The sequence below is a fragment of the Billgrantia campisalis genome, assembly GCF_022341425.1.
In the GTDB taxonomy this organism is placed as follows: domain Bacteria; phylum Pseudomonadota; class Gammaproteobacteria; order Pseudomonadales; family Halomonadaceae; genus Halomonas; species Halomonas campisalis.
This window is the reverse complement of the sequence record NZ_JABFUC010000012.1, coordinates 25,968-41,809: the sequence shown is the minus strand read 5'-3', so window position 1 is coordinate 41,809 and position 15,842 is coordinate 25,968. Positions and strand designations below refer to the sequence as shown.

16 protein-coding genes are annotated in these 15,842 nt (G+C 63.3%); 4 read left to right on the top strand and 12 right to left on the bottom strand.

Features of this window, described 5'->3' with window-relative positions:
* Positions 1 to 10 precede the first annotated feature (10 nt).
* The 5 genes from HOP52_RS14415 to HOP52_RS14395 all read right to left on the bottom strand — a co-directional run bounded on the left by HOP52_RS14415 (position 11) and on the right by HOP52_RS14395 (position 4,450).
* On the bottom strand, positions 11 to 247 hold the full coding sequence (locus tag HOP52_RS14415) for a biotin/lipoyl-containing protein (protein WP_043516513.1): 237 nt from the start codon (positions 245 to 247) through the stop codon (positions 11 to 13).
* 11 nt (positions 248 to 258) lie between these two features.
* Positions 259 to 1,290, bottom strand: a complete 1,032-nt coding sequence (locus HOP52_RS14410) for an alpha-ketoacid dehydrogenase subunit beta (RefSeq protein WP_238978100.1) — start codon at positions 1,288 to 1,290, stop codon at positions 259 to 261.
* 14 nt (positions 1,291 to 1,304) lie between these two features.
* Complete coding sequence (locus HOP52_RS14405) at positions 1,305 to 2,285, bottom strand: thiamine pyrophosphate-dependent dehydrogenase E1 component subunit alpha (RefSeq protein WP_238978099.1); 981 nt, start codon at positions 2,283 to 2,285, stop codon at positions 1,305 to 1,307.
* 14 nt (positions 2,286 to 2,299) lie between these two features.
* On the bottom strand, positions 2,300 to 3,883 hold the full coding sequence (locus HOP52_RS14400; RefSeq protein WP_238978098.1) for a GMC family oxidoreductase: 1,584 nt from the start codon (positions 3,881 to 3,883) through the stop codon (positions 2,300 to 2,302).
* A gap of 63 nt (positions 3,884 to 3,946) precedes the next feature.
* On the bottom strand, positions 3,947 to 4,450 hold the full coding sequence (locus HOP52_RS14395) for a twin-arginine translocation signal domain-containing protein (protein WP_238978097.1): 504 nt from the start codon (positions 4,448 to 4,450) through the stop codon (positions 3,947 to 3,949).
* Positions 4,451 to 4,760: 310 nt separating this feature from the next.
* Here HOP52_RS14395 and HOP52_RS14390 point away from each other — a divergent pair, with 310 nt between their 5' ends.
* A complete protein-coding gene (locus tag HOP52_RS14390) occupies positions 4,761 to 6,761 on the top strand; it encodes a sigma-54-dependent Fis family transcriptional regulator (RefSeq protein WP_238978096.1) in 2,001 nt (666 codons plus the stop codon).
* Between the two features lie 82 nt (positions 6,762 to 6,843).
* On the opposite strand, the gene HOP52_RS14385 is transcribed toward HOP52_RS14390, so the two are convergent.
* Positions 6,844 to 7,770 (bottom strand): LysR substrate-binding domain-containing protein, encoded by a 927-nt coding sequence (locus HOP52_RS14385; RefSeq protein ID WP_238978095.1) that lies wholly within the window; start codon positions 7,768 to 7,770, stop codon positions 6,844 to 6,846.
* A gap of 126 nt (positions 7,771 to 7,896) precedes the next feature.
* On the opposite strand from HOP52_RS14385, the gene HOP52_RS14380 reads away from it, so the two are divergent.
* From HOP52_RS14380 to HOP52_RS14370, 3 genes are all read left to right on the top strand, one after another.
* Positions 7,897 to 8,766, top strand: a complete 870-nt coding sequence (locus tag HOP52_RS14380) for a pirin family protein (RefSeq protein WP_238978094.1) — start codon at positions 7,897 to 7,899, stop codon at positions 8,764 to 8,766.
* Between the two features lie 71 nt (positions 8,767 to 8,837).
* The gene (gene ycaC, locus HOP52_RS14375; protein WP_238978093.1) at positions 8,838 to 9,458 is read left to right on the top strand and encodes an isochorismate family cysteine hydrolase YcaC; all 621 of its coding nucleotides are present in this window, start codon (positions 8,838 to 8,840) and stop codon (positions 9,456 to 9,458) included.
* Positions 9,459 to 9,529: 71 nt separating this feature from the next.
* A complete protein-coding gene (locus HOP52_RS14370; protein WP_238978092.1) occupies positions 9,530 to 10,105 on the top strand; it encodes an antibiotic biosynthesis monooxygenase in 576 nt (191 codons plus the stop codon).
* A gap of 49 nt (positions 10,106 to 10,154) precedes the next feature.
* Here HOP52_RS14370 and HOP52_RS14365 read toward each other — a convergent pair whose 3' ends face one another.
* The 6 genes from HOP52_RS14365 to HOP52_RS14340 form a co-directional block, all read right to left on the bottom strand.
* The gene (locus tag HOP52_RS14365; protein WP_238978091.1) at positions 10,155 to 10,745 is read right to left on the bottom strand and encodes a malonic semialdehyde reductase; all 591 of its coding nucleotides are present in this window, start codon (positions 10,743 to 10,745) and stop codon (positions 10,155 to 10,157) included.
* A 78-nt stretch (positions 10,746 to 10,823) separates the two neighbouring features.
* On the bottom strand, positions 10,824 to 12,329 hold the full coding sequence (locus HOP52_RS14360; protein WP_238978090.1) for a CoA-acylating methylmalonate-semialdehyde dehydrogenase: 1,506 nt from the start codon (positions 12,327 to 12,329) through the stop codon (positions 10,824 to 10,826).
* Between the two features lie 142 nt (positions 12,330 to 12,471).
* Positions 12,472 to 13,332 (bottom strand): hypothetical protein, encoded by an 861-nt coding sequence (locus HOP52_RS14355; RefSeq protein WP_238978089.1) that lies wholly within the window; start codon positions 13,330 to 13,332, stop codon positions 12,472 to 12,474.
* 75 nt (positions 13,333 to 13,407) lie between these two features.
* Positions 13,408 to 13,806, bottom strand: coding sequence for a YciI family protein (locus tag HOP52_RS14350; RefSeq protein ID WP_238978088.1), 399 nt, complete (start codon positions 13,804 to 13,806; stop codon positions 13,408 to 13,410).
* 48 nt (positions 13,807 to 13,854) lie between these two features.
* The gene (locus HOP52_RS14345; protein ID WP_238978087.1) at positions 13,855 to 15,168 is read right to left on the bottom strand and encodes a TRAP transporter large permease; all 1,314 of its coding nucleotides are present in this window, start codon (positions 15,166 to 15,168) and stop codon (positions 13,855 to 13,857) included.
* Positions 15,169 to 15,171: 3 nt separating this feature from the next.
* Positions 15,172 to 15,735 (bottom strand): TRAP transporter small permease subunit, encoded by a 564-nt coding sequence (locus tag HOP52_RS14340; protein ID WP_238978086.1) that lies wholly within the window; start codon positions 15,733 to 15,735, stop codon positions 15,172 to 15,174.
* Positions 15,736 to 15,842: the final 107 nt, after the last annotated feature.

Here is a 15,842-nt window from a genome sequence, read left to right as displayed (position 1 = left end):
GCGGGTCTCCTCAGGGTTCCAGGGTGGCGATCACGCTGCCCTTGCTGACCACCTCGTCTTCTTCCTTGGCGATGCCGAGCCGGCCCGTGGCCGGCGCCTCGATCTCGTACTGGGCCTTCTCCACCATCACTTCGGCCACCAGGTCGCCCTCGGCGACCTCGGCGCCGTCATTGACCAGCCAGGCGGTGATCACGCCTTCGGTGTCGCCCTCCCAGAGGTCCGTGGGTACGGTGATTTCGGTCGTCATAGGGTCTCTCCTCAACTCTCACTCAGCATTTGATGGAAGGCGGCGACGATCTTGTCGGCATTGGGCAGTGCCCACTGCTCCATGGTCGGCGCGAAGGGAATGGGGATATCCGGGTAGGCCACCCGCTTCGGCGCGGCCCGCAGGCGGCAGCCCGGGTGCTCGGCCACGCTGGCGATGATCTCGCCGCTGACCCCATAGCTGTGGTAGTCCTCGTCGATCACGATCAGCCGCCCGGTCTTGGCCACCGATGCCCGCAGCGTCTCGCGGTCCAGCGGCACCAGGCTGCGCAGATCGATGACCTCGGCGGAAAAGCCCTCGGCCTCCAGGGCCTGGGCGGCACGCAGGCTGTGGTGCACGCCGACGCCCAGGCTGACCAGGGTCACGTCCCGCCCCTCGCGGGCCACCGCGGCCTTGCCGATCTCCACCGTGTAGGCCTCCTCGGGCACCGCCACGGTGGCGCCCTTCTCGGTGCCCAGCCAGCCCATGCCCTGCAGCGCCTTGTGGTACATGAAGACCACCGGGTTATCGTCGCGAATCGCCGCTGTCATCAGCCCCTTGGCGTCATAGGCATTGCTCGGCACCACCACCTTCATGCCCGGCAGATGGGCGAAGGTGCCGTAGAGGCACTGGGAGTGCTGGCCGGCATCCGAGTAGCCGCCGCCGGTGGAGGTCATCAGCACCATGGGCACCTTGACCTTGCCGCCGGAGAAGTAGGTGTTCTTGGCCATCAGGTTGTAGATGGCGTCCATGCAGACGCCGAAGAAGTCGACGAACATCAGCTCCACGACAGGCCGCATGCCGTCGGAGGCGGCGCCCACGGCGGCGCCGATAAAGGCGGTCTCCGAGATCGGTGTATCGCGGATTCTTTCCGGCCCGAACTCATCATGCAGGCCGCGGGTGTTGCCGAAGACCCCGCCCAGGGGCCCCACGTCCTCGCCCATCACGAAGACCCGCGGATCGATGCGCATCTCCTGGGCGGTCGCCTCGGCCATGGCCCGGGCGATGGTCAGCTTGCGGCTGGCGCTCTTGGTGGTAGTGGTCATGACGGTTCTCCCGGTTATACGAAGACGGTTGTCAGCGCCGCCTCGGGCGGCAGAAAGTCGCTGTCCTGGGCGAAGCGAATGGCCGCTTCGACACGCGCGTGAGCCTCGGCCACCAGGGCCGCGTCGCCGGCCTCATCGAGCACCCCGGCCTCGAGCAGGGTGCCGCGGTAGCGGGGGATGGGATCGGTGAGACCCTCCTTCTCGCCCTTGGGCCGGTAATCCTCACCGTCGCCCATGAAGTGACCGGCCAGGCGCACCGTCTCGATCTCGATCAGGCTCGGCCCCAGCCCCTCCCGGGCCCGGGCGATGGCCTCACCGGCAGCGGCATAGACACCTTCCACGTCGTTGTCGGCCACGTGGTGACCGGGCATGCCATAGGCACTGGCACGAGCGTCATTGCGCGGCACGGCCGTGGAGGCCTGCTTGGCTACCGAGATCCCCCAGGCGTTGTCCTCGATGACGAAGACCACCGGCAGCTGCCACACCGCCGCCAGGTTCAGCGCCTCGTGAAAGGCACCCTGGTTGGCGGCCCCCTCCCCCATGAAGGCCACGGCGACGCCCGGCTTGCCCTGCAGCTTGCGAGAGAGCGCCGCCCCCACCGCCGGGCCCAGCCCCTCGCCGATGATCCCCGAGCAGGAGAAGTTCACCGCGGCATCGAAGAGGTGCATATGGCCGCCGCGGCCGCCGGAAAGCCCGGTGGCCTTGCCGAAGATCTCGGCGACCATGGCATCCAGGTCGACACCCTTGGCCACGGCGATATGGTGGGGCCGGTGAGTGGCGGTCACGATGTCGCCGGCCTCGAGATGGGCGCACACCCCCACGGCGCAGGGTTCCTGGCCATTGGAGAGATGCATCTCTCCGGGGATGGGCCCCTTGGCCATGTTGAACACCGGGGTCTTGCCCTCCATATAGAGCGCCTCGATGCGCTCCTCCAGGTAGCGACTCAGTACCATGTTGCGGTACATCCAGCGCCGCTGTTCGGCTGTCGGTTGCATAGGAATTCCTCCTCTCAGAGTTCGCCGCGTGACATGCGCTCGGCGATGTAATCGGCTTGACGAATGGTCAGGGCAACGATGGTCAGGGTCGGGTTTTCCGTCCCACTGCTGGTAAACTGGCTGCCGTCCGAGATGAACAAGTTATCGATATCGTGGGACTGACCCCACTGGTTAACGACGCCATCCTGGGCATTGGCATGCATTCGATTGGTGCCCATGTTGTGACTGGCCGGATAGGGCGGCAGATCGTTCACATGGCGCGCACCGATGGCCGTAAACAGTTCCTTGGACATCCGGTAAGCGTGGTCGCGCATGCGCGTATCGTTTTCATGATCCGCTTTATGGACCACCGGCACCGGCAAGCCATACTGGTCCTTCTCAGTGGGGTGCAGGGTGATACGGTTGGACTCCAGGGCGAGGTCTTCCCCGCAAATCCAGAAACCCGCCATCTTGCTGTAGTTCTCCATGGAGCGGGCAAACTGACGGCCCCATCCATTGGCCGCGCCCGGGTCCAGAAACGCCGACATAAACGGCAGCCCCAGATGCAGTGCCTCCAGTTCATAGCCGCCGACATGGCCACGAGAAGGATCGTTATCCTCCCACTCCTTGACGATGCCGGGCACCACGGTGCTGCGTTCCATATGTACCGGGTGATCGAACTCGGCGTAGGAGCCTCCCGTGACATGGGTCATATAGTTCTTGCCAACCTGACCCGAGGAGTTGGCCAGCCCATCGGGAAACAGATTGGAGGCAGAATTGAGCAGGATGCGCGGCGACTCGATGGAGTTGGCCGCCACCGCGACGATACGCGCCTTCTGGAAATGCTCTTGCCCATCGGCGCCGGCATAGAGCACACCGGTCGCCCGCCCATTGCGGTCATGTTCGATTCTAAGGGCCATGCAGTTGGGCCGAACTTCCACGTTGCCGGTGGCTTCGGCCTTGGGAATCTCCGCGTACATGGTCGACCACTTGGCTCCGAAACGGCAGCCCTGCATGCAGAATCCGGTGACCTGACAGGGCGCCCGCCCATCGAATGGCACGGTATTAATGGCCAAGTGCGCCTGTTCGCAGCGGGCGCCGACTTTCTTGGCGCCGGCTTCGATGACCTTGTAGTGCGTGCTCTTGCCATGAAAGGGCATACCGGTCGCCTCGGTACCACACACCCCCATTTTCTTTTCCGCAAGAGTGTAATAGGGCGCCAGATCCTGCAGTGTCAGCGGCCAGTCCTCCACATTGGCACCGGCAATGGCGCCATTGAGGGTTTTCATCTTGAACTCGTGTTCCTGAAAGCGCATGGCCACCCCGGCCCAGTGGATGGTGGAACCACCGACACCCTTCACGATCCAGGCAGGCAAATTGGGAAAATCCTCGGCCAGACGAGAGGGCCCCACCAGATTGCGCTGGTCTAGCCAGCTGATCTTGTTGAACATCCCCCATTCGTCGTTTTCGATATCCTCCATGGTGAAGCGCTTTCCGGCTTCAAGAACCACCGACCGAATGCCTTTTTGCGCCAATTCATTGGCGAGGGTGCCACCCCCGGCACCGGAGCCGATGATCACCACGAGGCTGTCGTCATTTAGATCGAATTGCCTACTCATCTCTTGTGCCCCTATCGTTGTTATCGTCGAATAGACTGCGGCCCGTCGTTATCAAGGGCCCGGTCAAAGCCAGTCCGGATCGGCGTCGAAGCCGCGGTGAAGATAGCCGCCCTGTTCCCAGGAGGAACCGCCGTAGCCGAACTCGGGCCACAAGGCCGGGTTGTTGTAGATACCCATCAACAGGCTGCCTTTGACCGTCGCGAAAAACGGCGTGTGCTGAATGTCCCGCAACAGGGTTTCCCGCTCGGCGTCATTCTCGATGCCGACATAGTCGCTGCCGTGGGCGGCCCGGGCGCGGCGGTCCAGGTCATCGAGCCCGGCAGCGACCAGCTCACGGTTCTCCTCCAGCAACGGCGCGAGGGTCTCCAGGTAGTAGCGATCCGCGATCGCCTCGTGGGGGTAGATGTCACGGCCCAGGCGCAGCAGACGTTGGGCCAGGTCGGGTTCGGCCAGGGCCCAGCGCGGCCACAGGCCGGTGGCACCCAACGCCAAGCTGCCGGCGGTTAGGGCGCCGGTAAGGGTGAGAAAGCGGCGACGGCTGAGCGTCGCCCGGGGATAAGCGGTCATGGCGTGACTCCTCATCTTGTTATTGGCAGGCCCGCCAATGGCAGCGGCCACACCCATGCCATGGCAGCTTTCGTGCCAACCTGGCCAACAAGAGATTCAAGTCACTGAAAATAAAAAAGAAAAAGTGAGATTCTCGCCCCGAAAACAACGCCACGCATCAGGCATCGCGTGACAGGTGGCCGAACAGGTCGTGACAGCGCGCTTTACAACGCCCTTTACACCTGTAAAGGGGTCGACCAAGGTCGTATCTCGGCCGTGGCGTCCCCCCCTTACCTTGAAGACATAACAACGACACCCTTAGAGGCACGTCATGACCGCCAGCCTGAGCCAACGCCAGCATGTCGAGACCATCCTCGAGTCCCTGAATCGTCCCGGGGGCCAGGGGGAAGCGGCCATTATCGAGCGCTCCTGGCGTCGCTGCATCGACCGCTATGGACTGGACCCGGCCCGTCCCACCCCGGCTCGCTACGTGCCCGGCGCTACCCTGCGCGAGCATCAGGACCTGGCCGACGATCTGCTCCAGGTGGCCCGCGCCGGGGTCGAGCAGCTCTATCGCCAGGTGGCACCGCTGGGCTATGTGGTGCTGCTCACCGACGCCCGAGGCATCGCCGTACAGTTCCTCGGCGCCAAGGCCGACCAGCGCGAACACCAGCGCACCGGGCTCTACCTGGGCGCCGACTGGAGCGAGGCTCACGCCGGCACCTGTGCGGTGGGCACCTGTATCCACGAGCGCAGCGCACTGACCTGCCACCACAGCGACCACTTCAGTGCCCACCATATTCGGCTGACCTGCACGGCGGCGCCGATCTTCGACCCCCATGGCCGATTGCTGGCGGTGCTCGATATCTCCGCCTACCAGTCGCCGGCCACCAAGGACTCGCAGACCTTCGCCCTGCAGCTGGTGAAATACACCGCCAAGATGATCGAGGACGCCTACTTCCTGCAGCGCTACGGTGACCACGCCATCGTCTGCCTGGACCGCTCTCGGGAGTTCGTGCAGATCAATCGCCGCTACCTGTTGGCCATCGAGGAGGACGGCAGCCTGGTGGCGGCCAATACCGCAGGGCGCAAGCTGCTGCGCTATCACGAGCTACCGCTGCCGGAAGCCAGCGAAGCACGCCCCTTCCGGGCCTGGAATATCCAGGACCTGCTCGATGCCGAGGTGGACGAGGTGCTGGCCATTCCCCAGCACAGCGACGATCGGGTTCAGGCCTTCCATACCCGCCGCCACCGGGAGATCCACTTCGCTACCCTGATCGAACCGCCGCGGCGTTCGACCGGCGGCGGCACCCAGGCCCGGGACACCAGCCTGGCGCCCCTCGAGGCCCTGGCCGACGACGATCCCAGCATGCGCGATACCCTGACCCGAGCCGCCCGGCTGCGCAACGAGCCGATCAATATCCTGGTGATCGGCGAGACCGGCACCGGCAAGGAGCGCATGGCCCGCGCCCTGCACGAGTCGAGCCGGCGCCATGACAAGCCCTTCGTGGCAATCAACTGCGCCGCCATGCCCGAATCGCTGATCGAGAGCGAGCTATTCGGCTACGAGCCCGGCAGCTTCACCGGCGCCCGCAGCAAGGGCATGAAGGGGCTGATCGCCCAGGCCGACGGCGGCACCCTCTTCCTCGATGAGATCGGCGACATGCCGCTCCAGCTGCAGACCCGCCTGCTGCGGGTGCTGGCCGAACAGGAAGTCCTACCCATCGGCGCCAGCCGCCCCCTCAAGGTGGACCTGAGAGTCGTCGCCGCCACCCACCGCGACCTGCGCGAGCTAATCGCCGCCGGGCGCTTCCGCGAGGACCTCTTCTATCGCTTGAACGGCGCCAGCCTGCGCCTGCCGCCGCTGCGCGAGCGTGCCGACAAGGGCTACCTGATCCGGCGAATCTTCACCGAGCTCAACCAGGAGCGCGGCGGCAGGACGCGACTGCGCGGCGACGCCATGAGCGCCCTGCTCGCCTACCCCTGGCCCGGCAATATCCGCGAGCTGCACAACGCCCTGCGCTATGCACTCGCCACCGGCGACGGAAACGAGGTGGTGGTCGGCGACCTGCCAGAGGAGTGCCTGACCGGCCAGTTTGCCCATCCCGGGGCCGGGCGCCCCAGCGCTCCGGCCAGTGAGAGCACCACCATCGGTCAAGTGCCGGCCGCCACCCCGCGCCCGCTGGAACAGGACCTGCTCTACCGATCGCTGTGCCGCCACCAGTGGAATGTCAGCGCTGTGGCCCGGGAGCTGGGCCTATCACGCCCGACCATCTACCGGCGCATGAAACGTCTGGGCATCGTGCCGCCAAACCGGCAGATGCAGACTTGAGCCTGGGCCGGGCCCCACTACTCGACATCCTCGGGCCTGGCCGCACGTAACCGCATGCTCTCCTCCCCGATCCGACCCACGACTACTGAGCCTGGGCGGTCTGGCTGCTGAAGTCGACCTCGTTGATATTGTCGGCCAGGAAGTCGAGCAGCGCCCGCACCGCCGGGAGCACCCCGCGCCGCGAGGGAAAGACGGCGTGCAGGATGCCGCCCCGCGGCTCCCAGCCCGGCAGGACGTCGACCAGGCGACCCGCCTGCAGATCCCGGCCTGCCACCAGCAGGGCCAGCTTGACCACCCCCAGGCCGGCCAGGGCCGCCTGGTGCAGGGTCTCGGCATGGTCGGTGACCAGCCGTGGCTGATGGCGGATCTGGGCGGTCACTCCGTCCGGCCCATCCAGCACCCAGAGGTGCTGGCGGTCGACCTGGTCGAAGTCCAGGCTCGGCAGCTCGACCAGATCGCCCGGCGCCCGCGGCCAGGCCCGCTTCTCGAACAGGGAGGGCGAGGCGACCAGGCGCTGAGGGCTGCGCGACAGCACCTTCATGGCCAGATCGCTGTCCTCCAGCGGCGGGAAGCGCACCCGGATGGCCATGTCGAGGCCCTCCTTGACCACGTCCACCCGCCGGCTGGTGGCCTCCACCTGCACCTCGACGTCGGGACACTGCACCATGAAGCGCACCAACAGCGGGGTGATCAGGTAGTGCAGCAGGCTCGGCGGGCAGCTCAGCCGCACCGTGCCGCGCGGCTGGCCGAGATTGTGCTGGATCAGCTCCTCGGCCGCCTGTGCCTCCACCAGCATCGCCACGCAGTGGCGGTAGAAGGCCTGGCCCAGCTCGGTGACCGACAGATGGCGCGTGGAGCGGTGGATCAGGCGCGTGCCCAGGCGCTCCTCCAACTGGGCGATGCGCCGGCTCAGCTTCGATTTGGGAATCCCCAGGGCGCGACCGGCCGGGGCGAAACCGCCATGGTCCACCACCTGCACGAAGTAGTAGAAGTCGTTGAGATCCTGCATGAAGGCTCGTCCTTGTCGTCCTATAAATGGAACGAAGAGGGCAAATTATAGCCTCTACCGGTCTTTTCGTTCCCACTATAGGCTTCCTGTATCGGGCTAAGGCCCCACTCATGCAGGAGCCAGACCATGAAGAAGATTCTCGGCATCTACGGCGCCCCCCGCGGCCACTGGGTCGGCGACGGTTTCCCCGTGCGTTCGCTGTTCGCCTATGACCGGCTGGGCGCCGATCACCTGAGCCCCTTCCTCCTGCTCGACCATGCCGGGCCGCATGACTTCGCCCCGGCGCGCCGTCCCCGCGGCGTGGGGGCCCACCCTCACCGCGGCTTCGAGACCGTCACCCTGGTCTACCGCGGCGAGCTGGAGCATCGCGACTCCACCGGCAGTGGCGGACACATCGGCGAGGGCGACGTGCAGTGGATGACCGCCGGGGCAGGCATCGTCCACGAGGAGTTCCACTCCCCCGCCTTCACCGAGCAAGGCGGCACCCTGGAGATGGTGCAGCTGTGGGTCAACCTGCCGGCCGCGCACAAGTCGGCACCCGCGGCCTACCAGACCCTGCTCGACGCCGATATCCCCCGGGTCGCCCTGCCGAAGCGGGCCGGCGAACTGCGGGTGATCGCCGGCGAATACCGGGGCCATGAAGGGCCGGCCCACACCTTTACCCCGATCAATGTCTGGGACCTGCGGCTAGCGCCGGGCGCCGAAACGACCCTCAGGGTACCCGAGGGCCACACCACCCTGCTGGTGGTGCTCGAAGGCACCGTGCAGGTCAACGGCGATGCGCTGGTGCGCGACGCCGGCCTTGTCTGCTTCGCGCGCCAGGGTGACGAGCTGCAACTGGAGGCCAACAACGACGCCAAGCTGCTACTGCTCAGCGGCGAGCCCATCGACGAGCCGGTGGTGGGATACGGCCCCTTCGTCATGAACAGCGAAGCGGAGATCCATCAGGCCTTTGCCGATTTCCAGGCCGGCAAGTTCGGCCGCCTGGAAGGCTAGCGGCCCTGCCGCGGCCGACCGCGCCCGACTCCCCTGCGGGCGCTCCATCCGAGAAAGTAAGGAGAAACGAGATGTCCTATACCTACAACCGCCTGAACAAGGACGATGTCGCCCTGCTGCTGGTCGACCATCAGGCCGGCCTGCTCTCGCTGGTACGCGACTTCAGCCCGGACGATTTCAAGAACAACGTCCTGGCCCTGGCCGATATCGCCAAGTTCTTCGAGATCCCCACCATCCTCACCACCAGCTTCGAGGATGGCCCCAACGGCCCCATGGTGCCGGAACTCAAGGAGACCTTCCCCGACGCTCCCTACTTCGCCCGTCCCGGGCAGATCAACGCCTGGGACAACGAGGAATTCGTGGCGGCCGTCAAGGCCACCGGCAAGAAGCAGCTGCTGATCGCCGGCGTGGTGACCGAGGTGTGCGTGGCCTTCCCGGTGCTCTCGGCCCTCGAGGAGGGCTATGAGGTATTCGTGGTCACCGACGCCTCCGGCACCTTCAACCAGACCACCCGCGAGGCGTCCTGGGATCGCATGTCCCAGGCGGGAGCCCAGCTGATGACCTGGTTCGGCGTCGGCTGCGAACTGCACCGCGACTGGCGCAACGACATCGAGGGCTTCGGCGGCCTGCTGGCCGGCCACCTGCCCGCCTATGCCAACCTGATCCAGAGCTACACCGCCCAGAAGAGCTAAGCGAGTCAGCCAGGGGCCCGGCCACCGGCCGGGCCCTTCTCGTCCACCCACCTGACCGCCATGGAGGCGCCATGTCCCATCCAGAACCGGATTCCTCGGCCCACTGCGAGGGAGCCACCATCCAGATTCATCATCGGGTGAAGCCCGAGGCGGTGGATCGCTACGAGACCTGGCTGCGCCAGATCATCGAGGCTGCCGGTCGCTTCCCCGGCCACCAGGGAGTGCATATCCTGCGTCCGCCCGAGGGCCATCACGACTACGAGATCGCCGTGCGCTTCGCCAGCGATGGCGATGCCCGGCGCTGGCGGGAATCCCCCGAGCGCCGCGAGCTGATGTCGGCGATCCAGTCCGAGCTGCAACAGCAGGAACGGGTGGAGATCGTCAGCGGCATCGACTACTGGTTCACCCCGCCCACCCCCGCCAGCAAGCAGCCGACCCGCTGGAAGCAGTGGCTGGTGACCACCGCGGTGATCTGGCCCCTGACCATGCTCGTACCGCTGCTGTGGCTGCCGCTCTTCGGCCTGCTGCCGGCGCTGGACACCTGGGGCATCCGCCACGGCCTGGTCGCCGCCACCATCGTGGGCCTGGTGGTCTACGTGATCATGCCGCGAGTGGTACGTCTGGTGGCGCCCTGGCTGTTTCGTTAGTTGTGACGTCGGCACGCCTCGACCGGAACCTCCTCGTGCCCAACGGGGCTCACAGCACCTGGCAGATTTCGTCGAAGGCGAAACGCTCGCCGCGGGGAAAGAGTGCCTCGGGATCGCCATAGCCCAGATTGCAGAGGAAGTTCGTCTTGACCCGGCCTTCCGGCCAGAACTCCGCATCCACGGCCGCGTGATCGAAGCCCGACATCGGGCCGACATCCAGACCCAGGGAGCGCGCCGCCAGGATGAGAAAGGCGCCCTGAATGGCGCTGTTGCGGAACGCCGTGTCGTGAATCAGCTGCGGTTTGCCGATGAAGGTCGACTGGGCCTCCTGGTTATGGGCGAACAGGCGCGGCAGATGGCGGTAGAACTCCAGGTCATACCCCAGCACCACCACCACGGGGGCCTGCAGGGCCTTCTGCCGATTGCCCGGCAGCAGGGCAGGCAGCAGCTGCTCCTTGGCCGCCTGACTCTGGAGAAACTGCAGACGCAACGGCTGGCAGTTCATGGACGTCGGACTGCAGCTCATCAGTCGATAGAGTTCGCGTAGCGACTCCTCGCTGACGTCCCGGTCCTGCCAGACATTGTGGGTACGCGCCTCGGTAAACAGCGTGGCCTGGGCGGCCTGACCAATCGCACTCATGATCCTATCCTCCTGTATGGCTTGCGGGGTCGCCCTCCCGGCCACCCTATCGGGCGAGGCCGAGAGGGGTGTCGGCCGTTATTCCATGGTCGGCATGACGAAGTCGGCACCGGCACGGATCCCGGTCGGCCACCGGGAAGTGATGGTCTTGAGCCGGGTGTAGAAGCGCACCCCTTCGGGACCATGCATGTGGTGGTCGCCGAACAACGAGTTGCGCCAGCCGCCGAAGCTGTGGAAGGCCATGGGGACGGGAATCGGCACGTTCACGCCCACCATGCCCACCTGAATCTCGTGGGAGAACTTCCTGGCGGCGTCGCCATCACGGGTGAAGATCGCCGTGCCGTTGGCATACTCATGGGAATTGATCAGCGACACGGCCTCTTCATAGCTCGCCGCCCGGACGATGGCGAGAACGGGGCCAAAGATCTCCTCGCGATAGATGCGCATCTCGGGGGTGACATGATCGAAGAGACTGCCGCCCAGAAAGAACCCCTCCTCGAATCCCGGCACCTGCATCGCGAAGCTCCGACCATCGACGACCAGGGATGCTCCCTCCTCCACGCCGAGATCGACGAAGGACTTGACCTTGTCCCGATGCTCGGCCGTGATCAGCGGACCCATTTCTGCACTCCTGTCGCTGCCGGGTCCGATCTCCAAAGCACGCACCCGCGGTGCCAGGCGCTCAACCAGGGCATCGGCGACCTGGTCGCCGACCGCCACCGCAACGGAGATCGCCATGCAGCGCTCGCCGGCTGCCCCATAGGCCGCGCCCATGAGGGCATCGGCGGCCTTGTCCAGGTCGGCATCGGGCATCACCACCATGTGGTTCTTGGCGCCCCCCAGGGCCTGGACCCGTTTGCCGTTCATGCACCCCGTGCCATAGATGTAGCGGGCAATCGGCGTCGAGCCGACGAAACTGACGGCCTCGATATCGGGATGGGCGAGAATGGCATCCACCACCGCCTTGTCGCCATTGACCACATTGAAGACGCCATCGGGTAGCCCCGCCTCGCTCAGCAGCTGCGCCAGGAACAGGGCTGCGGAGGGGTCGCGCTCGGAGGGCTTGAGAATGAAGGTGTTACCGCATACCAGGGCGACGGGGAACATCCACAGCGGCACCATGGCGGGAAAGTTGAAGGGCGTGATACCGGCCACCACACCAAGGGGCTGGCGCAGCGACAGGGAGTCGATATCGGTGCCGATATTCTCCGTCACCTCCCCCTTGAGCAGATGGGGGCCTCCACAGGCGAACTCGACTACCTCGATCCCCCGTGTGACCTCCCCCATGGCATCGCTATGCACCTTGCCATGTTCCAGCGAGATCAACTCCGCCAGTTTCTCGGCGTTCTCCTCCAGCAGCCCCTTGAAGCGGTTCATGATGCGCGCCCGTCGCAACGGGGTGACCGCCGCCCACCCCGTCTGGGCGTGCTTCGCCGCCGCTACGGCCTGATCCAGTTCGCGCGTATCGGCCAGCGGTAATTGGGCCAGAACGCGTCCAGTCGCAGGGTTGTAGACATCCTGAAAACGGCTGCCGCTTCCAAAAACCTTCTTTCCATCGATGTAATGATTCAAGAAACTTGTCATTGTTTGCCACCTCAAAAGAACTATCCTGTGTAACATACCGCCCTTCGGATAGACGCATCGGCCTCTACCACCATGAAGGGCATTTCACAAATGCATACCATCAGCATGAATAATCGAGCGCTCTTGCAACCAGGAAAGAGTATTAGAAATGCCACTCCAGATTGAATGTCAGCGCATCCACATCGACACCGGGCTTGTCATGGTTCCCGAACTTGTTTCTCCAGTGTTCATAGCCAACGCCGGCCCAGAGGTTATTCGGGCTCCCCCAGGCGAGCTGGCCGACATCCAGCATCAATGAAGTACGCGACAGCCTCTCCGGCTTGGTTTCCACCCCAAAATAATCCTTGCCCTTCTCTCCATTGTAATTGAAGAAGCCCTGAAACTTCATGGGAAGAGCCCCGGCACTGAAGGGCAGCCCCCACGCCAGGCTGATCTGGTAGTAGTTGTCGAAGGTAATCTTGTTACGATTCCCTTCGAAGCCACAGGCGTCCAGCCCACAATGGTTCCACTCTCGACTGAGCAGCAGGCTCAGGTCGACAAAGCCACGAGGCACATCGAACTTGAGCGTCGGCCCCAGCAGCAGCTGGCGCTTGCGCGAGGCGAAACTGCTGTTCTTGTGACTGAGATCGAAGCCTGCCGTCAGTGCCACATCCCGGACGGGACCGAAACTCAATGGCTCACCGAACAGCTTGCCATAGTGCAGCTGATGCCGATACACCAGGTACATGTTCGCCGCCCCGGCATCACTCCCGTGAATCGGGTCGTTCCTATCCGACTGGCGATAGTCAAGATTGAAGAAATTGCTGCCGTATGCATAGCCACTGGCATGCGAAAGCTGCAGGATATGGTTATCGATAGCCTTGTCGTTTCCCGGCTCCTTAAACTGTGTCCCATAGCGATACCCGATAAAGGTATCGCTCCAGGTAGCCGCGTTGACGCCAGTAGCCACCAGGCAACTCGCCAGAGACAACGACGCGATCTTCCAGGCTTTCACTTTAGTCACTATTCAATCTCCAGGGTATCTAGTTGTTATCATCCAACACCGGGCCATGGCCGGCCCGGGAACGACCGACGGTAGTCACGAAATGTCGATCTTGCCGTCCGAATAGGTCACCTTCATCGTTACACTCCCCTCATTCAGCAGCCAGGGGCGAATCTCGAACTCCCTTGCGCCACTCTTGTGCATGGGATCTTCCGCTGCGATCCGATGCGCCTCCTCCAGGGAATCCGCACGAATCACGACCATTCCCTCGCCTTCCCAGCACGTGCCGTCGCGTGAGAATGTCGGACCCGCCGCGAAGAGGATGCCTCGCTTCTCCAGCGCAACCTGATACTTCAGGTGCTCCTCGATGTTGTCCATGACCGTGGCCATATCGCCTGACGGCCGTGTGGCGACGACGAAGAGGCTCTTGGCCAGAAATCCCTTTTCCTTGCAGATTCCATACAGGAACTCTTTGGTAATCACTTCGTTGCTCATGACTCACCTCATTATTACTCAACGAGACCCACCATCATGGTCTTCGTGCTACCGAATCAGCGCTACGCTGAACCAAGGGAACGCCACCAACACCATCAGCACGAGGAACATGCAGATAACGAAGGGGATGACGCCTAGAAACACCTCCTTTATCGAAATACTTTGATCGTCCAGGGATGCCTTTACCGTATACACCGACAAACCGAAAGGTGGAGTAATCAGGCCAATCTCCACCGCCACCACCGTGATGATGCCGAACCAGATAGGATCCATACCGAAGCTGTAAGCGATCGGCAGAGCAATGGGCACCATGATCAGCAGGATGGAGACCGAATCCAGCACGCACCCCATCACCAGGATGATGGCGATGTAGATCAGAATGAACTCGAGAGGCCCGAACCCATAGCCCATCATAAAATCGGTGAGTGAGGCGGGAAGGCCGGTCATCGCCAACATTCGGCTGTAGAGACTGGCGGCCACGATCAGGAAGAGCACGGAAACCGATACATGTCCCGTTTCCACCAACACCCGCCACAGCTTCTTGGCGGTTAGCTGCCGCCTCAGGAAGGTCATCACGAAAGCCCCGAATGCCCCTACGGCACCGGCTTCCATGGGTGTGAAGAACCCAGTGTAGATGCCACCCAATACCAGCATGATGAGTGCCACGATCGGCAAGCCCTTTCTTATGAGAGAGCCAAGGCTTTCATCTTCCACCAGTGCCTTATCCGCTCCCCCCGCCTGGCCCACGAAGCCCGGGAAATACTTCGCCATCACTACGATCAACAGACAGAAGAAGCCGGCCAGCAGCAATCCCGGAAGGATACCGGCGATGAACAACTGACCGATGGACTGCTCGGAGAGCACGCCATAGATAATCAGCAGCAGGCTCGGGGGAATCAGCATACCGAGTACCGAGCTCGCCGCAACCACGCCTACCGAGAACCGACTGGTGTGTCCATGGCGCATCATTTCCGGAACGGCGATCTTACTGAATACCGCGGCAGAGGCAATGCTGACACCGGTAATGGCCGCGAAAGCCGCATTCGAGCCAACCGTGGCCATGCCCAGGCCCCCACGGATCTTGCGCAGCAGCCACCCGGCCACATCGAAGGTATCCTTCCCCACACCACAGACCGAGACCAGTAGCCCCATCAGCACGAAGAGAGGAACGACACCATATAGACTGTCCTGGATCGAATCATTGGCAGCGGATGCCACCATACGTACCGCGAGAGTGGGATCCAGCATCAACCATATGCTGCCAAAGGAGATGAGGATCAGCGCCACGGCAATATGCATGCCTACATAGATCGTGATGAGCATCAAGGCAACGGCGACAAGGCCTACGATTTCACCCGACATGGCTCACCCCCTTTTCTCTTGGTAACTGTGTATGGCAAGTACGACATCGCCCTTGACATTGATCGCGTACTGGATCGCTGTCAGGATGCCGCCCAGGATCACGATCATGCGTACCGGCCATGTGGGCACCGTCAACAGCCCCGGAACGCCAATGTACTCACTGCCATGCCATGCCCTTTCCCAAAGGGGATAGGTACCGTAGATGACGAAGCTGAATGCAATCATGCCAGCCACCCCGAACAAGGCACGCAGCGCATAGCCTAATCCTGGAGACGTCCTTATCAGCTTATCGATGAATATATCGGCCCTCGCCATCCGATTGTTCTTCAAAGTGCTTGCCAGCTGAAGAAACACTATCGCCACAATGGAAAGCGACATGATCTCGTTCACGCCATAAATGGGTCGATTCATGAGCGAGCGAAGCACCACATCACTGCAGACCAGCAGCATCATGCCGAAGATAACCAGCGATCCCAGTGCACTCATGCCATCGGCAAGGTGCCCGAACATGGCTTCCGGCCCTAAGTGCGACCTCTTACTCTTCAATGCATGGTTGTTATTGTTCATAGCAACCTCCCAATACCAACGGTGTCTACCGATGAAATCTGAACCTGGCTGAGCGTGACTTGGCACAACCCAGTGTCAAGAAAAGACTCATGACACACATCCCAGCC